The organism is Thioalkalivibrio sp. ALD1 (assembly GCF_000381245.1).
Lineage (GTDB): Bacteria > Pseudomonadota > Gammaproteobacteria > Ectothiorhodospirales > Ectothiorhodospiraceae > Thioalkalivibrio.
Map to the genome: position 1 here is coordinate 411,016 of NZ_KB906241.1, position 25,519 is coordinate 436,534.

16 protein-coding genes and 1 pseudogene are annotated in these 25,519 nt (G+C 64.2%); 12 read left to right on the forward strand and 5 right to left on the reverse strand.

Annotated elements, in window-relative coordinates; genetic code table 11:
- The first annotated feature begins 92 nt into the window (after positions 1–92).
- Entirely contained in the window at positions 93–2,894 is a 2,802-nt protein-coding gene (locus F623_RS0101955) for a 2-oxoglutarate dehydrogenase E1 component (RefSeq protein ID WP_018868112.1), read from the forward strand.
- A 28-nt stretch (positions 2,895–2,922) separates the two neighbouring features.
- Positions 2,923–4,236 carry a 2-oxoglutarate dehydrogenase complex dihydrolipoyllysine-residue succinyltransferase gene (gene odhB / locus F623_RS0101960; protein WP_018860972.1) on the forward strand — a complete coding sequence of 438 codons (1,314 nt, stop codon included), beginning with the start codon at positions 2,923–2,925 and terminating at the stop codon, positions 4,234–4,236.
- A 152-nt stretch (positions 4,237–4,388) separates the two neighbouring features.
- Here the strand turns inward: odhB and ubiB are convergent, their stop codons facing one another.
- From ubiB to F623_RS0101980, 4 genes are read right to left on the reverse strand one after another with little or no spacing between them, the layout of a single operon-like run.
- A complete protein-coding gene (ubiB, locus tag F623_RS0101965) occupies positions 4,389–6,074 on the reverse strand; it encodes a ubiquinone biosynthesis regulatory protein kinase UbiB (RefSeq protein ID WP_018860971.1) in 1,686 nt (561 codons plus the stop codon).
- Positions 6,074–6,697 (reverse strand): SCP2 domain-containing protein, encoded by a 624-nt coding sequence (locus F623_RS0101970; RefSeq protein ID WP_018868111.1) that lies wholly within the window; start codon positions 6,695–6,697, stop codon positions 6,074–6,076. The genes ubiB and F623_RS0101970 overlap by 1 nt, the downstream gene beginning before the upstream one ends.
- A gap of 7 nt (positions 6,698–6,704) precedes the next feature.
- Positions 6,705–7,454 carry a bifunctional demethylmenaquinone methyltransferase/2-methoxy-6-polyprenyl-1,4-benzoquinol methylase UbiE gene (ubiE, locus tag F623_RS0101975; protein ID WP_018860969.1) on the reverse strand — a complete coding sequence of 250 codons (750 nt, stop codon included), beginning with the start codon at positions 7,452–7,454 and terminating at the stop codon, positions 6,705–6,707.
- A gap of 2 nt (positions 7,455–7,456) precedes the next feature.
- The gene (locus F623_RS0101980; RefSeq protein WP_018860968.1) at positions 7,457–7,822 is read right to left on the reverse strand and encodes a gamma-butyrobetaine hydroxylase-like domain-containing protein; all 366 of its coding nucleotides are present in this window, start codon (positions 7,820–7,822) and stop codon (positions 7,457–7,459) included.
- A 441-nt stretch (positions 7,823–8,263) separates the two neighbouring features.
- On the opposite strand from F623_RS0101980, the gene F623_RS0101985 reads away from it, so the two are divergent.
- The 7 genes and pseudogenes from F623_RS0101985 to F623_RS0102010 all read left to right on the forward strand — a co-directional run bounded on the left by F623_RS0101985 (position 8,264) and on the right by F623_RS0102010 (position 21,276).
- Positions 8,264–9,622, forward strand: a complete 1,359-nt coding sequence (locus tag F623_RS0101985; protein WP_018860967.1) for a calcium-binding protein — start codon at positions 8,264–8,266, stop codon at positions 9,620–9,622.
- Between the two features lie 268 nt (positions 9,623–9,890).
- Positions 9,891–10,496: a hypothetical protein gene (locus F623_RS12990; protein WP_155984188.1), complete on the forward strand. Its 606-nt coding sequence runs from the start codon at positions 9,891–9,893 to the stop codon at positions 10,494–10,496.
- 632 nt (positions 10,497–11,128) lie between these two features.
- Positions 11,129–11,825 (forward strand): annotated as a pseudogene (locus F623_RS0101990) (calcium-binding protein); the annotation flags it as partial.
- Positions 11,826–12,034: 209 nt separating this feature from the next.
- The gene (locus F623_RS0101995; protein ID WP_018868109.1) at positions 12,035–13,033 is read left to right on the forward strand and encodes a hypothetical protein; all 999 of its coding nucleotides are present in this window, start codon (positions 12,035–12,037) and stop codon (positions 13,031–13,033) included.
- A gap of 689 nt (positions 13,034–13,722) precedes the next feature.
- Positions 13,723–17,553 carry a calcium-binding protein gene (locus F623_RS0102000; protein WP_231367687.1) on the forward strand — a complete coding sequence of 1,277 codons (3,831 nt, stop codon included), beginning with the start codon at positions 13,723–13,725 and terminating at the stop codon, positions 17,551–17,553.
- 136 nt (positions 17,554–17,689) lie between these two features.
- Complete coding sequence (locus tag F623_RS0102005; RefSeq protein WP_018868107.1) at positions 17,690–19,843, forward strand: type I secretion system permease/ATPase; 2,154 nt, start codon at positions 17,690–17,692, stop codon at positions 19,841–19,843.
- Between the two features lie 8 nt (positions 19,844–19,851).
- Positions 19,852–21,276, forward strand: coding sequence for an HlyD family type I secretion periplasmic adaptor subunit (locus F623_RS0102010; RefSeq protein WP_018868106.1), 1,425 nt, complete (start codon positions 19,852–19,854; stop codon positions 21,274–21,276).
- Positions 21,277–21,350: 74 nt separating this feature from the next.
- Here F623_RS0102010 and F623_RS0102015 read toward each other — a convergent pair whose 3' ends face one another.
- Positions 21,351–22,256 carry a DMT family transporter gene (locus tag F623_RS0102015; protein ID WP_018860961.1) on the reverse strand — a complete coding sequence of 302 codons (906 nt, stop codon included), beginning with the start codon at positions 22,254–22,256 and terminating at the stop codon, positions 21,351–21,353.
- Between the two features lie 490 nt (positions 22,257–22,746).
- On the opposite strand from F623_RS0102015, the gene F623_RS0102020 reads away from it, so the two are divergent.
- The 3 genes from F623_RS0102020 (at position 22,747) to F623_RS0102030 (ending at position 25,485) form a co-directional block, all read left to right on the forward strand.
- Positions 22,747–23,799, forward strand: a complete 1,053-nt coding sequence (locus F623_RS0102020) for a hypothetical protein (protein WP_018860960.1) — start codon at positions 22,747–22,749, stop codon at positions 23,797–23,799.
- A 97-nt stretch (positions 23,800–23,896) separates the two neighbouring features.
- Complete coding sequence (locus F623_RS0102025; protein WP_018860959.1) at positions 23,897–24,511, forward strand: hypothetical protein; 615 nt, start codon at positions 23,897–23,899, stop codon at positions 24,509–24,511.
- Positions 24,508–25,485, forward strand: coding sequence for a hypothetical protein (locus F623_RS0102030; protein ID WP_018868105.1), 978 nt, complete (start codon positions 24,508–24,510; stop codon positions 25,483–25,485). Before F623_RS0102025 ends, F623_RS0102030 begins: the two co-directional genes overlap by 4 nt.
- The last annotated feature ends 34 nt before the right edge of the window (positions 25,486–25,519 follow it).

Genomic DNA, 25,519 nt, shown 5'->3' on the forward strand with positions numbered 1-25,519 from the left:
GACACAACCTTCATCGGTCCCGTGCGGGGAACCTCGCCGCCGAGAGTGGTCCCAAGTAACAACACCGCGCAAGAGTAATCGGAACATCGCGAATGAACGACATGCCCTCGCTGCACCGGCTGGATACGCCGGTCTCCGGACAGGAGCTGCACCCGGACAACCTGCTTTTCGCCGAGACCCTGCTGGAACGCTACCGCGAGGACCCGGAGTCCGTGCCGCCGGCCTGGGCCGATTACTTTCGTTCGCTGGAGGGGGCGCGGCGTCGGGAGCGCCGTCGGCGTTCCAGCGATCGCCCGGATCTGGCGCACGAGCAGTTGCAGATCCGGGTACTGCAGTTCATCAATTCCTATCGCTACCTGGGCCACTTCGGGGCGCGTCTGGATCCGCTGGAGCGCGAGGCGCCCGAACCTCCGGTGGAGCTGAGCCGGGAGTATCACGGCCTGGATCGAGTCGGCCCGGACATCCTGTTCGATCCCGGCTCCCTGTTCATCGAGGGACCGGTGTCCCTGGACACGATCGAGCGGGTTCTGCGCGAGACCTATTGCGCGACGATCGGTGCCGAGTACATGCATATCGCGGCGACCGAGGAAAAGCGCTGGCTGCAGGAGCGCCTGGAATCGGCCCATGGCCATTTCGACTTCAACGACGATACGCGGCTGGCCATTCTTGAACGCCTGGTCGCGGCCGAGGGCCTGGAGCGTTATCTGCATCGGCGCTATGTCGGGCAAAAGCGCTTTTCCCTGGAGGGCGCGGAGAGCTTGATCCCGCTGCTGAACGCGCTGGTCCAGCGCGGTGGCGCGCGCGGGCTGCAGGAGATCGTGCTCGGCATGGCGCATCGCGGGCGCCTGAATGTGCTGGTCAACCTGTTCGGCAAGGCCCCCTCGGAACTGGCCGGCGAGTTCGAAGGGCGTCCGCGTGATGATCGTGGCACCGGGGACGTCAAGTACCACATGGGTTTCTCCTCGGGTGTCGAGACACCCGGTGGCCCGGTCCATCTGGCACTGGCGTTCAACCCCTCGCATCTGGAGATCGTGACGCCCGTGGTCGAGGGCTCGGTGCGCGCCCGCCAGGTGCGTATCGGCGACCGCAAGGGCAACCGGGTGATGCCCGTGGTGATCCATGGCGATGCCGCGTTCGCCGGACAGGGCGTGGTCATGGAGACCCTGAACATGTCCCAGACCCGGGGGTTCTCCACCAAGGGAACGGTGCACGTGGTGGTGAACAACCAGATCGGGTTTACCACTTCCACGCTCAAGGACGCGCGTTCGACACATTACGCGACCGATGTCGCCAAGATGGTGAATGCGCCGATCCTGCACGTGAACGGCGACGACCCCGAGGCCGTGGTGTTCGTCACCCAGGTCGCGCTGGACTACCGCATGCGCTTCGGCAAGGACGTGGTGATCGATCTGGTCTGCTACCGCCGACAGGGGCACAACGAGGCCGACGAGCCGGCCGCTACACAGCCGCACATGTACCGGCATATCCGTGACCTGCCGACGACCCGCGAGCTTTACGCCCGCACACTGATCGAGGCCGGGCTGACCGATGAGCAGTCCCAGGACGACGAGATGGAGTCCTATCGCGGCCGTCTGGATGCCGGCGAGCCGGTCGCGTTGTCGCTGCACCAGAATGGGCACGGCACCACGACCAACTGGGAACCGTACCTGCATCAGACCTGGGATCAGGACGTGGAGACAGGGGTCCCGGCCGACCGTCTGTCACGGATGCTGGACCAGCTCTCCACACCGCCGGAGGACTTCCAGGTCCATCCGCGCGTACAAAAGGTCCTCGACGCGCGCCGCGCTATGGCCGCGGGCGAACAGCCGCTGGACTGGGGCGCGGCCGAGACGCTCGCCTATGGGGCGCTGATCCAGGACGGCTACCGCATCCGTCTGTCCGGGCAGGATTCCGGGCGTGGGACATTCTTCCACCGTCATGCGGTGCTGCACGACCAGGAAACTGGCAAGTCCCTGGTACCCCTGCGGCGACTGGATCCGGATCATCCGCGTTTTTTGATCATCGATTCGCTGCTGTCCGAGGAGGGCGTGCTGGCGTTCGAGTACGGGTATGCGACCGCCGCGCCGGAGGCACTGGTGATCTGGGAGGCGCAGTTTGGCGATTTCGTGAACGGTGCGCAGGTGGTGATTGATCAGTTCATCTCCTCCGGCGAGCAGAAGTGGGGCCGGCTGTGCGGGCTGACGCTGCTGCTGCCGCATGGCTATGAGGGCCAGGGCCCGGAGCATTCCTCGGCACGCCCCGAGCGCTTCCTGCAACTGGCCGCGCAGGAGAACATGCAGGTCTGTGTGCCGACCACACCCGCGCAGATCTTCCATCTGCTGCGGCGGCAGATGGTGCGTCCGTACCGCAAGCCGCTGGTCGTGATGACCCCGAAGAGCCTGCTGCGCCACCAGGAGGCCGTCTCCGATCTCGACGCCCTGGCGAACGGGCAGTACCAGACCGTGATCGACGATGCGCGCATCAAGGACCCCGACGCCGTCAAGCGTGTGCTGCTGACCAGCGGGCGCATCTACTATGACCTGGCCGCCAGCCAGTCCGAGGGCGATCATTGGGATGTCGCCATCCTGCGCCTGGAGCAGTGCTACCCGTTCCCCGAGGCGCGCCTGACCGAGTTGCTTGGGCGCTATCCGCACGCGGAGGAGTTTGTCTGGGTGCAGGACGAGCCCGAGAACCAGGGCTATCTGGAGTTCGTGGCCCCGCGCATCAACCCGATGCTGGCGGTGCGCGGCCAGACGCTGCACGCGGTCGCGCGGCCCCCGGCCGCCGCGCCGGCGGTCGGTTATCCGGAGGTCCACAAGGCACAGTTGAAGGATCTGCTCGATCGCGCGTTCGGCCCGATCAGCTCGCGCGATACCCCGCACCCCACGCCCTGAACACTGACGCACGGCACAAGGAAGAGAGATGGCATCCGACCCCACCCCGATCCAGGTCCCCGAACTCCCGGAGTCCGTCGCCGATGCGACGGTGGTCGCCCTGCACAAGAAGGCGGGCGATGCGGTCAAGCGCGATGAGCTGATCGCCGAGCTGGAGACCGACAAGGTCGTGCTCGAGGTCTCCGCCCCTTCTGCTGGCACCTTGACGTCGCTGGAGGTCAGCGAAGGTGACACCGTAAAGACCGATGCGGTAATCGGCTATCTGGGTGCGGCCGAGACGTCTGTTGAAAACGATGTCGATGCCGAAGAGGAGGAGCCTCCGGAGCCCGCGCAATCCTCTGATGAGTCAGGGGAGACGTCCGGGCAGACTGCCGAGGCCGGGACAGCTGACCAGACTCCTGACAGTGCCAGCGGCGCGTCGGATCGCGACTCCGGTACCGCGCCGCCGCCCAGCCCGTCCGTGCGGCGCCTGCTGCAGGAGGCCGGGCTCCAGGCCGAGGATGTCGAGGGCACCGGCGAGGACGGCCGCATCCTGCGCGAGGACGTCGAGCGCGTGCAGACGGACCGGTCGCGCCGCAGCGAGGCGCCGTCTTCTGCGTCGCCCCAGGGGCGTGCCCCGGAGCGCGAGCGGGCGCCGTCCGCCGGCGGTATCGAACGTGTCCCGATGACGCGTCTGCGCGCGCGCATCGCCGAGCGGCTGCTGGAGGCCAAGCAGTCCACCGCGATGCTGACGACCTTCAACGAGATCGACATGTCTGCGGCGATGGACCTGCGCGCCCGCTACAAGGAAACCTTCGAGAAACGCCACTCGATCAAGCTGGGCTTCATGGGTCTGTTCGTCGCCGCTGCCAGTCGCGCGCTGGAGCGTTTCCCGATCATCAACGCCGCGCTGGATGGCGAGGAGATCGTCTACCACCATTACAGCGACATCGGCATCGCCGTGTCCTCGCCGCGCGGGCTGGTGGTGCCGGTGTTGCGCGATACCGGCAACGCCAGCGTCGCCGACATCGAGCGCCGCATCCGCGACTTCGCCGAGCGCGCCAGCGACGGCAAGCTGGATATCGACGAACTGCGTGGCGGCACCTTCACGATCACCAACGGCGGTGTATTCGGCTCGCTGTTCTCCACCCCGATCGTGAACCCGCCGCAAAGTGCCATCCTCGGCATGCACGCGATCAAGGAACGCCCCGTTGCGGTGGACGGCGAGGTGGTGATCCGACCAATGATGTATATCGCCCTCTCCTACGACCATCGCCTGGTCGACGGCGCCGACGCCGTACGCTTCCTCGTCGCCATCAAGGACGCAATCGAGGACCCGGCACGCCTGCTCCTCGACGTCTGACCTCTCCGCCCCGGGCCGCCCCGCCGCTCCCTGTAGGAGGCCAGCCCTCTGGCCGAGGGGTGTTGGATAAGTCGCCATCGGCCAGAGGGCTGGCCTCCTACAGTCGGCACCGACACGGTCCGTGACCGAACGGGCGAGTCGGCTCGTGGGGTTCAGGTACGGTCGACGGGGCGGCGGTACGGGCCCGGGCGCAGCCCGAACAGCAGCATGGCGGCGCCGACCAGGCCGAGTGGCCAAGCCGGCCAGGCTAGGCCGAGCCATGTGGGCACGTCGAGCTGGGTGGCCAGCCCCGCCAGGGCGAGCAGCCCCGCGCCTCCCCAGGCCTCGTGTCGCCGGCGGTTCTGGCGGCGCAGCCCCTCTTCCAGATCGCGGATCTGCTGGCGCAGGGCGGCGTCGCGCTCGGCGCGCTGCTCCTCTACCGTCAGGGCCTTTTCCAGATGCATGGGCATCTCGGGCAGCTGGGCGAGCAGGCGCGGCAGGTGCTGCTGTGCATTGCGGATGAATGCGCGCACGCCCATGCGCTCGTGCATCCAGTCCTCGATGAACGGCTTGGCGGTGGTCCACAGATCCAGCTGCGGATAAAGCTGGCGGCCCAGGCCCTCGATGTTCAGCAGGGTCTTCTGCAGCAGCACCAGCTGCGGCTGCACCTCCATGTTGAAGCGTCGCGCGGTCTGGAATAGCCGCAGCAGTACCTGGCCGAAGGAGATCTCCTCCAGCGGGCGCTGGAAGATCGGCTCGCAGACGGTGCGGATGGCCGCCTCGAACTCGTCCACGCGGGTGTCCTTCGGCACCCAGCCGGATTCCACGTGCAGCTCCGCCACCCGGCGGTAGTCGCGGTTGAAGAAGGCGTGGAAATTCTCCGCCAGGTAGCGCTGGTCGGAGTCCAGCAGCGAGCCGACGATGCCGAAGTCCACCGCCAGGTAGGTCGGGTCGTCCGGGTGGGTGGCATCGACGAAGATGTTGCCCGGGTGCATGTCGGCGTGGAAGAAGTTGTGCCGGAATACCTGGGTGAAAAAGATTTCCACCCCGCGTTCGGCCAGCAGCTTCAGGTCTACATTGCGTTCACGCAGCGCGGCGATGTCCGCCACCGGGATGCCGCCGATGCGCTCCATCACCAGTACGTTGCGGCGGGTGTAGTCCCAGATGATCTCCGGGATGTACAGCAGGTGGCTGTCCTCGAAGTTGCGGTGGATCGCGGCGGCGTTCGCGCCCTCGCGGATCAGGTCCAGCTCATCGGTGACGGTCTTTTCGTATTCGTCCACCACCTCGCGCGGGCGCAGGCGCTTGGCCTCGGACCAGTAGCGATCCGCCAGGTCCGCGATCAGGTGCATCACCTCGAGGTCCGCGCGGATGGTCTTGAGGATGCCGGGGCGCACGACCTTGACCACCACCTTGCGCCCGTCCTGCAGCGTGGCCGCGTGTACCTGGGCGATGGAGGCCGAGGCGATCGGGGTGTCCTCGAACGTGGCGAAGGCGATCTCGATCGGGCGTTCCAGTTCCGCCTCGATCAGCGCGCGCGCCTGCTCGAACGGGAACGGGGGCACCCGGTCCTGCAGCCGCGCCAATTCGATCGCGATGTCGTCCGGCAGCAGGTCGCGTCGGGTGGACAGCATCTGCCCGAACTTGATGAAGATCGGCCCCAGGTCCTCCAGCGCGCGGCGGATGCGCTCGCCGCGGGTGCCTTCAGTGCGGCGAAACCAGTTCCAGGGCGCGAGGTAGAGCAGAAAGCTCAGTGGCCGCAGCGGCTTCAGCGTGAACAGGATGACATCGAGGCGATAGCGCACCAGGACCCGCGCGATGGTCCACAGCCGCAGCCCCCGGTACAGCGCGCGGCGCATCAGGCCTGCCGGTCGTGGGTATCGGAGGCGGTGCTGGCCTCCAGCTGGCGCAGGCGTGCATCCAGTCGAGCGACGCCATCACGCAGGTCGGCGACATCCTCGGCAAAGGCCTCGAACGCCCCGCCGGCCGGCAGCCACTCGAGCTCGTCGCGCAGATAGTCGGCGGTGTCCTCGGCGGAGCGGCGGCCGAGGTGGCGCAGGCTCCCGCGGGCCTGATCCAGCAGGTGGCGCAACGGCCCGGCGGCCCCGGCGCCGGCAAAGCGCTCGAACAGCCCCTCCCAGTCGACCCCGGAGTCGCGCAGCGCATGCTGCAGATCGGAGAGGACGGTGGCGTCACCGGTGATGGTCAGCCCGGAGCGGTCGTCGCGCCCCAGCGCCGCGGCCAGCGACAGCGGCGAGCCCGCCAGCTGCACATCTACCGGGTCCTCGACACCACCGACGACCTGCAGGCGATCCGCGGCCCCGACCAGTGAAAAGGCCAGCCCCGGGGGCTCGATCACGATAGCGATCGCGCGCCCGGCCAAGCGCGCCCGGTCCTTCTCCGGCGCGCTCGCCAGGTGCTCGTTCAGCGCGACCTCGATCAGGGCCGTGAACGGACTGGGCAGTGCGATGGGTTCGGCCATGAAAACGCTACAGTTTCGTGCCGCGGTGCAGGGCGACGATGCCGCCGGTCAGGTTGTCATACTCGACCCGCTCCAGCCCGGCATCGCGCATCATCCCGGCCAGGGTCTCCTGATCCGGATGCATGCGGATGGACTCCGCCAGGTAGCGATAGCTGTCCGCATCGTTGGCGACCAGCTTGCCCATCAGCGGCAGCATCTTGAACGAATAAACATCGTAGATCGGGCGCAGCGGCGCCATCGGCTGCGAGAACTCCAGCACCAGCACGCGCCCGCCCGGCTTGATCACCCGGCGCATCTCGGCCAGCGCGCGCTCCTTGCGGGTCACGTTGCGCAGGCCAAAGGCGATGGTCACGCGGTCGAAGTAGTCATCCGGATAGGGGAGCTGTTCCGCATCCGCCTGCACGAAGTCGAGGTTGCCCACGTGGCCCTCGTCCAGCATGCGGTCGCGCCCGGCCTCCAGCATCGAGGCATTGATGTCGCAGACCACGATCTGCCCCTTCGGCCCGACGCGCGGGGCAAAGGCCCCGGCCAGGTCCCCGGTGCCCCCGGCCAGATCCAGGATCTTCATGCCCGGGCGCACGCCGGTGCGCTCCAGGGTGTAGCGCTTCCAGATGCGGTGGATGCCCATCGACATCAGATCGTTCATCACGTCGTAGTGCGAGGCGACCGAGTGGAACACCTCGCCGACCCGCGAGGCTTTCTCGGACTCGGGGACGCTCTGGTAGCCGAAGTGGGTCTTGCCGGGCTCTTCTTTCATCGTCAGTGCGTCTTGCGCTCGTGGCCGGCCTCTTTCAGCCGATCCAGGTAATCCTGCCACAGACTTTCCTGCTCCGTGCCGAGCTTGTGCAGGTAGTCCCAATCATAGATGCCGGTGTCGTGGCCGTCAGAGAACTCCAGCTTCACCGCATAGTTACCGACCGGCTCGATCCCGGTGATGTTCACATCCTCCTTGCCCACCTGCAGCACCTCCTGGCCCGGGCCGTGCCCGCGTACCTCGGCCGAGGGCGAGTACACGCGCAGAAATTCGCAGGGCAGCTCGAAATGCGAGCCGTCGGAGTAGGTCAGCTCCAGGATGCGGGACTTCTGATGCAACTGGATATCGGTGGGTCGGTGCTTACTGCTCATGCGGCCTCCAGAATCCTCGGTCGGGGCGAGCCCGGAAAGGTCTTGCGCGACCGCCCAAAGCGGCCACCATAAACGGACTGCGAGGATACCAGCCCTGCAGGTCAGCGTGGCATCTCCCCGCACAGCGCAGGCCTGACGGAACGGCGGGTTACGCGCCGCTGCCTTGACACCCAGCCGGCATCTCTTCAGGCTGCGCAACCATATTCATGGAAAGGGATTGTCCATGACCTCGCCACGGATTGGCGCGTCCACACTTCGAGAAGGATCCGGCTGCGGAGGCCCTGCCAGCATTCCATGGGCAGGCCCTAGTGAGTTCGGGTGTCTCGCGTACGACCGATCTGAGGCTTCTTGGCCCCGCAGCCTTGGCCGGTCGCCCTCGCAATCGACCACTGCGCACGTGAACTTGGCTGTTACTGCCTGGGTCGCTCGGAAGGCGATCGCATGAAGCCGGCCCTGGTTACCGTATTACTGGTGCTGGCCGGACTGGGCGCCGGGTACGCGTACATGCCCGATGTTCGCAACGGCATGAACCAGTTTGCGGTCGAGTTTGCCGACGGGTTTGAGCGAGGATACTCCGCAGCCACGGGCCGCTCATTCTCGATGGGACGGTCCTCGAGTGACGGCTCGCCGGAACCTGCATCCGGGGATTCTCAACGGCAGCTGGATTCGTCGTCCTTTAGCGATCATTCTGGTCGGGACCTTCTGGAGTCCGCCGGAGCCGAGCCGGATCTCCGGGGCTATGGTCGCGTGCCGGATCTTCGCAAAGCCCTGGAGCATGACGAGAACGGGCGTTTGCGCGAACACCTCGACGCCTTTCGAGACGAGCTCGACGTGCAGGCTCGTCGTGCACGCATGAAGGGCTTGCTGTTCGAGTGGGCCGGCGCCGCCGATGTCGACCCGGAAGGCCGCGGGCCCAACATCGATGGCCGCAAGCTGTCCACTCTGGAGGCCTTTCTGGAGCGGGATTTCCGCCAGCAGGGGAGCCCGAATCCGCGCCCCGGCGGTGCCGCTGAGCTGCACAAGGCCTTCGACATCCTGAAAACGGAGATGTACAGCCAGCTCATGCGGCAAACGCACTTGGCGCCCTATTTCGATGCGATCGCCTTTCGCGTGAACGCATCCGGTCTCGGCTTCGACTTCTCCGACACAACAAGCAACCTGCAGGAAACCTTCGTGCGTGACTCGGCCCGGGGGCTGACCGATCTGTTCGAGTTTGAACGGGCTGGCGGCGAGCGCCTGCGGGCAATGGGCTTCGATCCCTACCGCCTGATGCGCGACTGGCTGCTCGAGGCCGGGAACGACCCTGCTCTACAGAGCGCGCTAATGGCGCTGGGCTGGGACGCGGTGCGCATGGACGGGCAGGGAACGGCGGCGCGCGAGATCGTGGTGGCGCATGAGGGTGGCGCAACGCTGAAGGCCGGACCCGGTGGGGACTGGCTGCTCGGCGGGTATGGCGACGACACCCTGCACCCCGGTCCCGGTGATGACCTCCTGTACGGCGGAGCCGGCAACAATACCTACCGGTTCGGCGTCGGCAGCGGCCACAACACCCTGATCGAGATGTACGGAGACCGCGGCCGTAGCGTCATCGAAGTGGCTCCGGGCATCCGCGCCGAAGACCTCGATATCCAGGTGGAAGGCCACGAACTGGTCCTCGCCCACCGCAACGGCGAGGACAGCATCCGCATCCAGAACTGGTTTGGCTCCATCCACCCCAAGCGCCACAGCCTGCACGCCGTGCGTCTTGCCGACGGAGAGATCATCGATCTCCCCGACGCATCTTTCCGCGTCAGACCGTGAAGGTAAGAAGCGGTTTGCAACGTGGCTGCCGAACAGTTTCCAGAAAACCGATGCCCGCCGGTTCATTCGGAAGCCCTCCCACTGGGATCCCAGAGCGCCCTGGACACCGGAAGCAAGGTGTCGCCGCCTTCTGGACCAAACACTGGGCACGAGGCATCGCTCATTCCGCCTCGCTCGACACTGCGGAAAAGTCTCGGATTGACTCAAACGGCTTGCGAGAACGGCTAAGCCTGATCCCGGAAGGCCCCGATACATAGGGATATGACACATGAGCGCGCAATCGAAGTCACAAAAAACAATTTTTGATTCGAGCAAGCTCCGCGCTTTTGGTGTGGTGTTCTGGGGGCCATTGGCGGTGATTGTGTTGATATCACTTTTTGACTTTTCAGGGGAATCTGCAGTCCATCGTGCAATTCAGGGAGGTTCTGAGGTTGTCGCAGTTTGGGTTCCGCTTATCGATACGATCGCAGACACTCGTCAAGATGCCATAGGCATAAGAATAGCTTTGTCCGCAGTTATTGTGGTCGCCCCTTTTTCGCTTATTTTTTTTATTTTTAGAATGCCGAGATCATTGTGTCGCGAACGCGTTTATGGGGCTACTCTTGTGAGGCTTATTTGGGGCACGTTCTGGTTTTGGATGTTTTTTATATTTGTAGTTTTTAGCTATTTTTATGCCGTATTGCCTGCTGCTGATCCGGACAGGGTGTCGGGCGGCATGACGGAGGCGCTTGATCCTTGGTTCGGGGTTCCAGTCGTGGCGGCAGCTTTTTTGTATTTTGTTTTGTATTTTCTTTCTTTGTTAACATCCGCTTTGTTTGTCATGTTGGGTCTCTTGGTCAGTGATATTTTTGGAAGAAGGAGTGATTTGTCGTGAGTGAAATCAAGGAAGAAGTCCATCATAAGGAATATAGAGAGTTTCTGGAAAGCCTTTCGGGGCATACCCTTTCAGCTGCGACTCGGCTCACTGAAACACTCTCATTGGATGCATCTAAGTCTTTTGAGGAATTCTCGACCGCGCTTGCGGATGAGCGCGCTCGAGCAGTAAACGAAATGCATCAAACGGCGCTGGAGCGGGCGCATCTTGCTCAAGAGGCGGGTCATTCGCGAGAAGCGCAGCTGTATCAGCGGCAAGCGTCTGCCTTTTCGGAGCTTGCGTCGAACCGAGATACGATGACGGCGCGCGAGTTCAATGCCTTGGTCGAATCTCGCGCACTAGCGGGAGTCGGGCGTGCTACGGGGGTGCTAGGTACTGTTTACACGGCCGGTGATGCGTATGAGAAGTATTCATCCGGTGACGTGGATGGGGCTTCGGGGGCGCTATTTGGAGCCTTGGGAGGGGTCGCTGGTTGGAGTGTCGGACTGGCGGGATCGAAGGCGTTACTTACAGCATTTGGCATCGCGGGTGGGGCCATGGTGGCCCCCCTTGCGGCGGCAGTGGCAGCGTCCGTTGGCCTTGGTCTCATATCACAAAAGCTCTTCCCGGGGTGGGATTCCGTCTTCGATTTTGTGACGGGGAGTAGCACGGATAAGAAAGTTGATGATGTTCAGGCTAGATATGATCGTGGGCAGTCCCACGCTTCTCCGATTATTCTGGATCTGGACGGCAACGGCATTTCCACGCTGGGCCTGGAGGCCGGCGTGCAGTTCGATCACAACGGTGACGGGTTTGCGCAGGCCACTGGCTGGGTGGGGCCGGAGGATGCGCTGCTGGCGATGGACCTGACCGGGAACGAGGAGATCGAGACCGGCAGCGAGCTGTTCGGTAACGCCAGCGAGATTGAGGAAGGCGTGACGGCCATGAATGGCTTCGAGGCGCTCGCCATCCACGACACCAACGGCAATGGTCGTATCGACCCGGGCGACGAGGCCTGGGACGACCTGCGCCTGTGGCAGGACGCCAACGGCAACGGCGTGGTGGACGAGGGTGAACTGCTGACGCTGGACGAAGTCGGCATCGGCTCCATCGATCTGGGCTACTCGGACTCCACCTACGTGGACGAGCACGGCAACGAGCACCGCCAGATCGGGCGGTTCGAGTGGGCCGACGGCCGCGAAGGCGAGGCGACGGACGTGTGGTTCATCCAGGATACGGCCATCACCGAGGCCCGCGAGCGCCTGGACGTGCCGGAAGATATTGCCACTCTGCCCGACCTGATGGGCTATGGCGAGGTGCATGACCTGCATCAGGCGCTGGTGCGCCCTGCCGCCAACGCGCAGACCTTCGGCAGCAACTTTGACAGGGTCGCCTGAGGCCGGCAGTCTTTCAATCCATCACTCATGGACAGGGATAAGCCATGACTTCGCCTCGGATCGGCACCGCGTTTGCTACAACCCTCCGTTCCCGCCTGGATGATCCAGCATGCCCGTTCACGGGCGCCGGCTCCGGCTTTCCCTGCCGGGAAGGAACCTACCATGAGCGGTAAGCGGGGTCCTCGTTGGCTCGGAACCGCTTGGGGCCGAGTCGGCCTGCTGGTCGGGGTTTTGGTTCTGCTGTGGATTGTCGCTTCGGCCCTGTGGTCGGGTATCGCCCGACCGTTGCTGATCGAGCATGGCGTACCCGAAGCCTGGCGCCAGCTTTATGGGGAGCCCCCGCCGCTGGTCGAGGAGCGTCCGGTCCCGATCCGCAAGGCCAACATCAATGGTGTGCCGATTGCGATCCCGTCCAATTATCTCGCGCTGGTCGGCATCGAATACAAGGACCAGAGCACCTGGGCCCCGCGCGGCCCGGATACGCCGAAGCCAGACGAACGCACCTTCGAGGATGACGCCCATGCCTTTGCGGTTGATGTCCGATGGCCGGATCTGAAGCCGCGCAGCCCGGAAACGAATCAAAGCTACTGGGGCAGGCGCGATCCCGATGGCGATCCATGGTTACAGATTGGCCTCGGCGCCTACAGCGATCCGGACGCCATCGGGCGGGATCTTGGTTGGGCGCCGGTTGTGCGGGGCCGGATCGAAATGATTGAGGGGCGCACTCACACCAGGAGGCTCCCTCCCCGCACTTCATCGGAGTTGTGGGGTGAGACTGAAACTGTACATATTCGCTACGAAATGCGCGGCACCGACCCGGAGACAGGTCTGAAATGGGCGGAACCCGTGGGGCCGGGGACCGAGCGCTTTCATACCTGGAATCAGACCCTCCACTGGAAAGGCGATCTCGACGGCTACGTGAGCGACATGATCGAGTGCTACAACGGCGAAATGCCGAATCCCGAGAGTCGCCCGGTCTGCAGCCACCAATTCAAGCTGCCCGAGTGGGGCGCTCGGGTCGCAGTAACCTACCCGCGCGACCAACTGCCGCAATGGCGCCAGATTCGGTCCGACGTGCGCGAACTGATTCTTGGCTTCGAGGCGAAGCCAGAAGACCTCACCGAGAAAGATTCCACACCCACGCACAAGGAGAGTGACTGATGAGTACCTATACGCTGCACACGCCCATCACGCAGGGCGATCTTGACCATGCCAGAAGCCTTGCCGATCAGGGACGGCTGGCCGACATGTACGACCATCTGGCGTCTTTCGGCGATCGGTACTCGATACTCGCCAAGGGAGTGGTCGAAGGGGATACGCTATCGGGTGTGGCGGCGATAGAGTTCATGAAGAACACGGCCGAGGCGAAGGGCATAGACCTGACCGAGGCGGATATCGATGCCATCCGCGAAGATATGGCGACCGGGTATCTGGATACGTTGCAAGGTATCCTTGATAATCCAGATAATGCCACGGGAACGATCAATCGGGAGATCGATGCGCGAGAAGCACAAAGATTTCATGATCGAGTGTTTGTAGATGCAGGCCTTGGCGAGGATGCATGGACCCTGAATACGCCTTATGAAATCTTCGGAGAACAGGCTGCGCAGGAGCACTGGGAAAAAACTCTGGATGCAGCCGGTAACCTTGGCAAGGAGTTCGTCTTGGCCGGAGGGCTGCATCAGTGGATGGCCTTTACAAGTAGTTTTGTCGAAGACGAACAAAAAGAGCAAATGCGGTCTTGGTCAAGTCGCTTTGATAATCGTGGAGCGGCTTGGAAGTTAGCGCTTGCGTTTGGGGAGCAAGGTATTACCGACAGCCGGGATTGGTTGACAGACTTTTTCGAGGAAATGGGAGGGCCGTCAGGCGCTCTGGAGTCGCCCTGGAACTACTGGACGGGCGGCGAGTTCATTGACGACATCCGGGACTTCTTCAACCGTGGCCAGTCCCACGCCTCGCCCATCATCCTGGACCTAGACGGCAACGGCATTTCCACGCTGGGCCTGGAGGCCGGCGTACAGTTCGACCACAACGGCGACGGCTTTGCGCAGGCCACCGGCTGGGTGGGGCCGGGGGATGCACTGCTGGCGATGGATCTGACCGGGAACGAGGAGATCGAGACCGGCAGCGAGCTGTTCGGCAACGCCAGCGAGATCGAGGAAGGCGTGACGGCCATGAACGGCTTCGAAGCGCTGGCGATCCACGACACCAACGGCAATGGCCGCATCGACCCGGGCGACGAGGCCTGGGGCGACTTGCGGCTGTGGCAGGACGCCAACGGCAACGGCGTGGTGGACGAGGGTGAACTGCTGACCCTGGATGAAGTCGGCATTGCCTCCATCGATCTGGGCTACACCAACTCCACCTACGTGGACGAGCACGGCAACGAGCATCGCCAGATCGGGCGGTTCGAGTGGGCCGACGGCCGCGAAGGCGAGGCGACGGACGTGTGGTTCATCCAGGATACGGCCATCACCGAGGCGCGTGAGCGCCTGGACGTGCCGGAAGATATTGCCACTCTGCCCGACCTGATGGGCTATGGCGAGGTGCATGACCTGCATCAGGCGCTGGTGCGGGACCAGAGCGGACAGTTGCGCGGGGAGGTTGAGGCCTTTATGGCCGAGACCGACGTGAAGGCGCGCGAAGCCCGCATGGAGAACCTGCTGTACGAGTGGGCGGGTGTCAGTGATGTGGACCCGGAGGGCCGGGGCGCCCATATCGACGGGCGCAAGGTCGCCACACTGGAGGCGTTCCTGGGGCGGGAGTTCCGCCAGCACGGCAGTCCGAACCCGAGGATCATGGCTTCGCGCGAACTGCGTGCGGGCTTCGACATCCTGCAGACCACTATGTATGCACAGATGATGCGCCAGACCCACCTGGCGCCCTATCTGGAAGGGATGGACCTGGTCTTCGATGAAGACGGCATCCGTATCGACTTTATCGACTTTGCGGGCACCACGGAGGCCCTGAACCAGCAGTTCGATGCCGACCCGGCCCGTGGCGTGGCGGATCTTCTGGAACTGCAGCGTGCCACCGGCGAACAGCTCTCGCCCATGGGCTTCGACTCCCATGGTCTGTTGCGCGACTGGCTCGCAAAGGCCGGTGATGATCCGGCCGTGCTGGAGGCCCTGGCCGACTTCGGCTGGGACGGGGTGCGCGCCGATGGCGAAGGCATGGCCGTGTCCGAAATCGTGTTCGCGAGCAACGACGGGGCGGAGCTTACCGCCGGGTCCGGTGGCGACTGGGTGTTGGGCGGTGATGGCGACGACGTGCTGCGGGCCGGTTCGGGTGACGACATCCTGTATGGCGGTGCCGGTAACAACACCTACCGCTTCGATGTGGGCCAGGGTCATAACACCATCATCGAGATGCATGGCGACGAGGGTCACAGCGTGCTGGAGTTCGGCCCGGAGATCCGCGCCGGCGATCTGGACATCCGTGCGGAGGGCAGTTCGCTGGTGCTGGCGCACAGCAACGGCCGCGACAGCGTCACCATCGAAAACTGGTTTGGTAGCGCCGATTCCGAGCGCCACCGGATCAACACCCTTCGTTTCGCCGATGGTCATAGCTTCGACCTGTCCGCGTTGCAGCTCGGCTCGACCGAGGGAGACGAGCTGACCGGCGGGGAGGAGAACGCCATCCTGGTCGGCAATGAGGGCGAGAACATCCTGACCGGCGGGACCGGCGACAACTGGCTGCATGGCGGGCGGGATGCCGACGTGCTGGTGGGCGGCGACGGCGACAACCTGTTCGTGGTGCGGCACCGGGATGATCAGGTGATCGCGGAATCGGGGGATGGCACCAACACGGTGCAGTCGCATGTGTCGTTCGCCCTGTCCGACAACCTGCACAACCTGACGCTGCTGGGCCGCAGCGGGATCAGTGCCACCGGCAACGAGCTGGACAATGTCCTGATCGGCAACTCCGGCAACAACCGGCTCGACGGGGTGGCGGGTGCCAACACCATGATCGGCGGCCGCGGCAACAACACCTACGTGGTGCACAGCGCCGATGACGTGGTGGTCGAAAAACCCGGCGAAGGCAATGACACGGTCGAGTCGCATATCGACTACGTCCTGCCGGATAACGTGGAAAACCTGCACCTGCAGGGCAGCGAGGATCTTCACGGGACCGGCAACGAGCTGAACAACGAACTCATCGGCAACACCGGCGACAACGTCCTGAACGGGGTCGAGGGCAACAACTACATCGACGGTCGTGGCGGCGCCAACATCATGATCGGTGGCGCGGGCGACGATACCTACGTGGTGCGCAGCGACAAGGATGTGGTGATCGAAAAGCCGGGTGAGGGGAACGACACTGTCCACTCCTACATCGATTACACCCTGCCGGAGAACGTGGACAACCTGACGCTGATGGGCGGCGAGGATCTCGAGGGCACGGGCAACGAACTCGACAACGTGATCATCGGCAACACTGGCGACAACGTGCTGAACGGCGTGGAGGGCGACAACTACATCGATGGCCGCGCCGGTGCCAACATCATGATCGGGGGCGCGGGCGACGACATCTACGTGGTCAATAGCGAGGACGACGTGGTGATCGAGAAGCCCGGCGAGGGCCACGACACCATCCGCTCCTCGGTCACCTATACCCTGCCCGACAACGTCGAGGACCTGATCCTCACCGGCTCGGCCGACATCGACGGCACCGGCAACGAGCTGGACAACTACCTCCAGGGCAACAATGGCGACAATGTCCTCAACGGTGTGGCCGGCGCGAACGTGATGGCCGGCGGCCGCGGTGACAACACCTACATCCTCAACAGCGAGGAGGACGTGGTCATCGAGAAGCCGAACCAGGGCACGGACACGGTGATCAGCCCGTTTGACTATACCCTGCCGGACAACGTGGAGAACCTGACGCTGGTCGGAGACGCCCGGGTGGGGCGTGGCAATGACGAGGACAACATCATCATCGGCACCGAGCGCCCCAATCACCTCTATGGCGTGAGCGGCAACAACGTGCTGATCGGGGGCGGGCGCTCCGCCAACTTCCTGTATGGCGGCGACGGAGACAACACCTATGTGGTCAGCAATCCGGGCACCAAGGTGATCGCCCAGGAGAATGGGGGCACCGATACCGTAAAGGCGGAGACCAATTTCCGCCTGCCCGATCATGTCGAGAATCTCACGCTGACCGGGGATGGCGATTATCGCGGTTGGGGCAACGAGCTCGACAACATCCTGATCGGCAATGACGGTGATAACGTGCTGCGCGGTGAAGGCGGCGACAACTTCATCCACGGCGGTCGCGGCAACAATGTCCTGCACGGGGGCGCCGGCAGCGATACCTACTTCTTCGAACGCGGCGATGGCCACGACCGCATCGTGGAGCGCGCCCGCGACCCGGGCGAGGACACGCTGCTCCTGGGCGAGGATATCGCGACGGACCAGCTTTGGTTCCGGCAGGATGGCCGCGATCTGTCGGTGGAGGTTATCGGTACGGAGGATCGCATCACGGTCGACTCCTGGTTCGGGCCGCAGGGCGAGACCCTGGATCAGGTCGAGCTTTCGAGTGGCGAGGTCCTGACGGCATCAGAGGTGAATAACCTGGTGCAGGCCATGGCGGCATTCGACCCGCCGGGGGCCGACGAGAGCCGTATTCCCGAGGCGTACCGGGAGCAGCTACAGCCCGTGGTCGCATCCGCATGGCAGTGACCGAGTAGCCCTTCGTGCGGGCGGCGCTCACGCGCCGGCCCCACTTACTACACAGGACATCCGGCGGCCCGCGACTCGGGGCCGCCGCTTTTTGCATGCCAGCGGCAGGATGCCGTTGGCATAACAGTGAGGCAGCATGGATTCGCCAGGGAAGGCGGCCCCGGACTCGCACAGCGAGAACGGGGCCATCGACACGGGACTGACCGCGCTCGCGATGCTGGCGCAGTATCATGGCGTGGCCGCCAACCCGGCACAGCTGCGCCACGAATTCGCGCCGGATGGCCAGCCGTTCGATGGCGACCACATCATGCGCGGTGCTCGGCATCTCGGCCTGAAGTCCAAGCGGGTGCGGACAACGCTTTCGCGCCTCGATCGCACGCCGCTGCCCGCTATCGCGCAGGCCGTGGACGGGCGCTTCTTTGTGCTGGCGCGCGCCGGGGAACAGGACGTTCTGGTCCAGCACCCCGGTCGTGGGCGCGCCGAACGCATCACGCGCGAGGCGCTGGAAGAGCTGTGGACGGGGGATCTGATCCTGTTCACCTCGCGGGCCTCGCTGACGGCCGAGCTTGGCAAGTTCGACTTCACCTGGTTTGTGCCCGCGCTGGTCAAGCACCGAAAGCTGCTGGGCGAGGTGCTGCTGGCCTCGTTCTTCCTGCAGATCTTCGCATTGGTCACACCCCTGTTCTTCCAGGTGGTGATGGACAAGGTGCTGGTGCACCGCAGCCTGACCACGCTGGACGTCTTGGCCATCGGGCTGCTGGCGGTCATGGTGTTCGAGGTGGTGCTGTCCGGCCTGCGCAGCTATGTGCTGGCGCACACGGCCAGCCGCATCGACGTCGAGCTCGGGGCCAGTCTGTTCCGGCACCTGATCAACCTCCCCATGGGGTATTTCGAATCGCGGCGTGTGGGCGATTCGGTGGCGCGCGTGCGGGAGCTGGAGAACATCCGCGAGTTCCTGACGGGCAACGCGCTCACGTTATTGCTCGATCTGTTCTTCTCCGTGGTCTTCATCGCGGTCATGCTGTTTTACAGCGGCTGGCTGACACTGATCGTCCTCGCCTCGCTGCCGCTGTACGTGCTGATCTCCGTGCTGATCACGCCGCCGCTGAGGGCGCGCCTGCACGAGAAGTTCAACCGCGGGGCGGAGAACCAGGCCTTTCTGGTCGAGAGCATCAACGGCATCGACACGCTCAAGTCGATGGCGGTGGAGCCGCAGACCACCAAGAAGTGGGATGAACAGCTGTCCGGCTATGTATCCGCCGGACTTCGCACGACCCGTCTGTCGACCATCGCGCGCGAACTGATTTCGCTGGTGGGGAAACTGGTGACCGTGGGCACGCTGTGGCTCGGTGCGCGTCTGGTGATCGAGGGGGATCTGACCGTTGGTCAGCTGATTGCCTTCAACATGCTGGCCGCTCGGGTCGCCCAGCCGATCATGCGCCTGGCCAATATGTGGACGGACTTCCAGCAGGTCGGGATTTCCATGCAGCGTCTGGGCGACATCCTCAATGCACCCACGGAGTCCTCCTTTGCCAACCGCAGCAGCCTGCCGCGGCTGGAGGGAAGGATCGAGTTCGACCAGGTGCATTTCCGCTATCGCCCCGACGGGCCCGAGGTCCTGCGTGGTGTGAGTCTGGAGATTCCCCCTGGCCAGGTGATCGGTGTGGTCGGCCGCTCGGGTTCCGGCAAGAGCACGCTGGCGAAGCTGATTGCCCGTATGTATGTCCCGGAGCGCGGGCGTGTTCTGGTCGATGGCACCGATCTCGCGGTCGCCGAGATCAGTTCGCTGCGCCGGCAGATCGGCGTCGTGCAACAGGAGAACATGCTGTTCAATCGCAGTATTCGTGAGAACATCGCCCTGGCCAGCCCCGGCGCCCCGCTGGAGCAGGTGATGACCGCCGCCCGGCTGGCGGGCGCGCATGACTTCATTCTGGAAACACCGGAGGGATACGACACAACGGTTGGCGAGCACGGCTCGAGCCTCTCCGGCGGGCAGCGCCAGCGCATCGCGATAGCCCGTGCGCTGATGAATGACCCGCGCATCCTGATCTTCGACGAGGCCACCAGCGCACTGGACTACGAGTCGGAACGGGTCATCCAGCAGAACATGGAGCGGATCGCCCGCGGGCGGACGGTCATCATCATTGCCCACCGCCTGAGCGCCGTTCGCAGGGCCGACCGCATCATCGCGATGGATCATGGGCAGATTGTCGAATCGGGCTCGCACGACGAACTGGCCCAGCGGCCGGGCGGGATCTATGCCGGCCTGCTGAGTCTGCAGCGCGAGTGAGGCGACCGATGGGGATGCTGCGCCAGGCCTGGGGTGACATTGGCGGCCGCTACCGGCGGGTGTTCGCACGTGCGTGGGCGCGTCGCCGGGAAATGGATCCGCCCCGGCGACAGCCCTACGAGCAGGAGTTCCTGCCCGCGGCGATGTCGCTGCAGGAAACGCCGATCCACCCGCTACCGCGGGTGATCATGGGTGTAATCGTGCTGCTGGCCGTACTCACGGTGATCTGGGCCACGGTCGGGCAGATGGACATCGTTGCGGTAGCGGAGGGCCGCGTAGTGCCCGATGGTCGCACCCAGACCATCCAGGCGACCGAAACCGCCAGCGTGCATGCCATCCACGTTCGTGATGGGCAGCGCGTGCAGGCGGGGGAAATCCTCGTCGAACTGGACCCGACCCTGCCCGGTGCCGACCTGGAACGCCTGGGTGTGGAATATCGGTCCGCGCGTCTGGCGGCCGCCCGGTCGGAGGCCTTTCTGGAGGCCCTCGAGACCGACGCGGGCATCCCGCTCCTGAACACCGACTACCCCGTCCCGGAAGACGCCCGGCAGATTGAGGAGCGCGTGCTGGTCGGGCATGTCCATCACTACCGGGCGCGCATCCAGCAACTCAATGCGGAAACCGCGCGACGCGAGCAGGAGATGGAAGCCACGCGGGCGATGGTGATCAGCTTGGAAAACACCATCCCGATTATCCGGCGCCGCAGCGAGGATCTGCGGCAGTTGTCGGACCAGGGCATGGCCGCCGCGCACGAGCAACTGGAGCTGGAACAGAACTACATTGAGACGACGCACCAGCTAGCCGCCCAGCGGGCCCGTCTCGCCGAGGCCGAAGCGGCACTGCATGAGGTCCGGGAGCAGCGTAAGGCCCTGCAGGCGGAGAGCCGCCGCGAGGCACTGGACACCCTGCACCGGGCACGATCGGATGCCGAATCCCTGCGCCAGGAACTGATCAAGGCCCGCCGTCTGGATGACCTGACACGCTTGCGCGCCCCCGTGGATGGAACAGTGGAACAACTGGCCGTGCACACGGTGGGTGGTGTCGTCGAGCCGGCCAGTCCGCTCATGGTCGTGGTCCCCGAGGATGGCGCAGTGGAAGTCGAAGCCACCCTGCCCAACAAGGACATCGGGTTCGTGAGGGCGGGCCAGGAGGCCGAGGTGAAACTGCAGACCTTCCCCTACACCCGCTACGGCACGATCGATGGTGTGGTCACGGACGTATCACAGGACGCGGTACAGGATGAACACCAGGGCCTCGTGTTCGTGGTGCGTGTGCGTCTGGAAAAGGACACTGTGGACGTTCATGGCGAGGATGTCCGCATCGCCCCGGGGATGATGGCCACCGTCGAGATCAAGACCGGCTATCGCCGGATCATCGAGTATTTCCTGGCGCCGCTGCTGCGTGCCGCACGCGAAAGCCTGAACGAGCGCTGAGGCCAGCCTGCATCCGGGCTATACCGCTCGGATGCCGTGGAAACCGCCTTCGATCGGCGCGGACTGATGCCGGGCTACTCGGCGTCGCGGCCCCGCTCGGGGACGGGGGGCGGGGTGGCGCGGGAGGACACGCTGAGGGCGGTGACGGTGACCAGGATCAGGGCCATGCCGATGATCTGCACCATTGCCAGGCTTTCGTGCAGGATCACGACGCCGAACAGCGTGGCGGTGACCGGCTCGATCATTGCGACAATCGAGGCGACGGCGGGGACGGTAGTCCGAAGTCCGTTGATGTAGAAGGCGAACGACAGGCCGGCGCCGAAGATGCCGAGGGCCAGGAACAGCGGCCAGTCGGTGGTAGTCAGCACGGCGGCCATCTGGGTGTTGTCGCCGGGCAGCATCAGCAGGATGACGAGCACGCCGAAGGCGATCGCGAGAATCGCCTGGGGGCTGCCGTGCTGGCCGGCGTACTTGAAGCCGAAGATGAAGATCGCGTAGGACAGGCCCGCCAGCAGGCCGGCAGCGGCACCGATCAGCGTTACGCCGCCCGCTCCAGTGTCGTAGATCTGGGTGAGCAGGACGATGCCGACCATGACCATCGCGATGGCCACCAGCTTGAGCGTGGTTGGGGTCTCCAGCTTCAGGGCGAAGGAAATGATGTAGACAAACACCGGGGCGCAGTACATCAGCGTGGCCGCGACCGCCACGCTGCCGTGCGCGATGCTGAGGAAGTAGAACGCGAAGTTGCCGGCCACACCCAGGCCGGCCACGGCCGACCAGAACCACATCCGGGCGCTGCCCAGCCCGCTGCCCCCTGGCCGCCAGGCCAGCCAGATCAGCACAAACAACAGGCCAATGGCGCCGCGGTAGAACGAGACCACAAAGGCGTCCCAGCCCTCGGCCATCAGGATGCCGCCGATCCCGCCCGACAGCCCCCAGAAAAAGGCTGCCAGCACCACGAGTCCCACACCCAGGCCCATCAAGATCTCCCTTCGATTGTTGTACGGAACGGGCCGCCATCGGGGACGAAACGTAGCCGAGATTTACGTGCAGGCGGCCAAGAGCCCAACCGGACCGTTGTCTGAAAAGGTTCCCGCATCCTGCCTTCAGCCCATGCACGATACATGGTCCAGAGAAGGTCGTGGACACAGGAGCGAAGCCGCCCTCACCGAACCACACGATGACTGTGCGGCTGGACACATCTGCGATTGGAGTGAGTTGTGTCCTTCGGGGCGACATACCAGGGCGTGCCTTGACACGGATTGAAAGGCCACTCAGCATCTGCAGCCTTACTCATGGAAAGGGAATGTCCATGACCTCGCCACGGACTGGCGCGTTCGCCGCACCGGCACACCTCGATCTCGCAGCCCCCATTGTCTTTCGTGCGCCCACGTTTGCACGCGTCTGTCTTCGGCGCGTCGACGTTCTGGGGCCGCGTTTCGGGTGCCTACCTCGGTCCAGGATTGCCCTGTGAACGTTGTCGGCCTGATGGGATCAGTGCTCATCGCCCTGATTCCCCTGGCGGTTGCCATTGTTGCGGCCAGTGGGATGTTGGTGGCCGTCCGTCGCGCGCCGGCCGCTGTCAGGATCGGCTATGCCCTGCTCGTACTGGCCCTGCCGGTGGCCGTGATGCTGGGGTTCATGCTCCTTCTGGAAGAGTATGCGCGCGAGGTGTCCACGGGACTGCCGTTGGCCCTGTTCGCGTTCATTGGCATCCCGCTGATGGTCGTCTGGTGGTTTCGGCGGCGTCACCCAGTGCGGTTGGAGACGGGCGCGCCCGCCGACCCCGCACCGCGCAGCTTCCGCCTTACGTTTCGCTACTGGCGGCTGGAGCTGGCCCTCGTAGCCCTGCTGGTGCTGGTCGTCTTCACGGAGAACCCGGCCTCGCGCATGCTTAATGACTATGCGGGCCGGATTCACCTGAAGGTCGCAACGGCGCATTTCGACTTGTCAGGCCACCAATTCGATGTGCCGGTGCGGTTTTTCTACTTTGTCCATGAAGAGCTGGGGCACTGGCCGCGACCCAGAGAGGGGCGACATGAACCGGCGACCCTCCAGTTGAGCACCCTCCTGCCAGATCTGCGGCCTTTTCACCACGAAGACCGGGATCGCTGGGTTCGGGATGACGACGCCCTCGGAGACCGGGTGGAAATCATGCTCTTGAACGAGCCGCCTCCCGGATTTATTGCCCCGATGGGACGGCTCGCCAGGGAGAAGCCTCAGGACGGCCGGACATCCGATGATGGCCTCGTCATGTTCGAGATCGATCCACAGGAGACCGACCCGAAGGGCCCGGGTTCGTCGTCGCTTTTTGTGCCCGAGGACGCATCAAAGGACCTCGTAATCCGGTGTACCCCGCCAGGCGAGCAGCCCGCTTCTGAATGCATGGCCATGACCGCCTTTCGCGACGATCTCGCATTGACCTATCGCTTCAGCCTCGAGCACCTTCCGGACTGGCAGCGGATAGATCGTGAGGTCCGACAGCTCCTGGACTCCCTTTCAGTCGAGGGTGAAGCGTCATGAGGCCTTTCGCGTGTTTTTCCATCCCCCGTGATCGGCTGTCCCGTTTCACTATCGACCCCGTCCTCGTGATCCGGGCGCAGAATCGGGGCGTGGACTCATGACGCGTCAGGCGAAGCCGCCCAAGCCCTTTTTCAATTACCAAAAGCTCGGAGCCTTTGGCCTCGTGTTCTGGGTGCCTCTGGTTGTGACGGTCCTGGTTTCGCAGGTGGGTCTCGCAGGGGATGCAGGCATCGCTACGGCCGTTCGGTGGCTTTCTGACGGGGTTGCCGGCGGGCTTCCCATGATCGACACGATCGCTGAATCCCGTCGGGACACCGAGGGCATCCGGGTAGCCGTGGCGGCAGCCATCGCATTTCAGCCGTTTCTGTTCGTTTACCTGCTTTTCAGGATGTCCAGATCCGTACGCCCCGAGCGGCCTTCCGGCATGGCGCTTCTGAAGCTGATTGGATCGCTCACCTGGTTCTTTGCGTTTTTTGCGTTTGTCGTCTTCGCCCAGCTGTATGCCGTCCTGCCAGCGGCAGGGCCTGGTCCATCGGGTCGCATGACCGAAAACCTTGATCCTCTGTTCGAGATACCGGCGGTCGCGGCGACCTCCCTCTTTTTCGTGCTGTACTTATCCACGACGATGGCTTCCGCGTGGCTCTTTATGCTGGGAACCCTGGCGAGCGATTCGTTTTCGGCGAGCGGGAAGAACCGGGGACGGGGCGCATGAGTGGCGCCGGCCGGCTGGCCCTGATTGTGGTCGTCCTGGTGGCGATCTGGCTGGCGGGCTCCGCCCTGTGGTCGGGCCTCGCGCGGCCCTGGCTCTCCGAGTTGGGGATGTTCGACGCCCTGCACGAAATCTATGGCGAACCGCCACGGCTCGAGATCCAGGAATTTTCGCCTCCGATCCGCAAGGCCAACATCAATGGTGTGCCGATTGCGATCCCGTCCAACTATCTCGCGCTGGTCGGCATCGAATACAAGGACCAGAGCACCTGGGCCCCGCGCGGCCCGGATACGCCGAAGCCAGACGAACGCACCTTCGAGGATGACGCCCATGCCTTTGCGGTTGATGTCCGATGGCCAGACATGACGCCGCAGACCCCGGAGACATTGGAGAGCTACCGAAACCGCGACCATCCGGATGGCGATGTCTGGCTAAGGATCGGTCTCAGTGCCTACAACGATCCGGAGGCGATCGGGCGGGATCTTGGTTGGGCGCCGGTTGTGCGTGGAAGGATCGGGCGGCTTGAGGAGCGCCCACAGAGGCGTCATTTGTCTTCACCAGATGGTCCCGTTTGCGGCATCGGCGGCGGTCACGAAGAAGTATCAGTTCATTTCGAGATGAGAGGAGAGGCCTCCGACACCGGTCTGCAATGGGCGGAACCCGTGGGGCCGGGAACGGCGTGCTTCGAAACCTGGAACCAGACACTCCACTGGAAAGGCGATCTCGACGGCTACGTGAGTGACATGATTCGTTGCTACAACGGGCAGATGCCAAGGCCCGACAGCCGCCCGGTTTGCCGGCACCGATTCAAGTTGCCCGAGTGGGGCGCGCAGCTCGCAGTCACCTATCCACGCGACCAGTTGCCGCAGTGGCGGGAGATTCGAAGCAGCGTGCGCGAACTCATCCTCGCTTTCGAGGCGAAGCCCGTTGATACACGCGAGGAACCTTCCAATTCAGGCCATCCGGAGAACGACTGATGAGTAGCGAGACTTTCTCAATTACCAGGGTGTT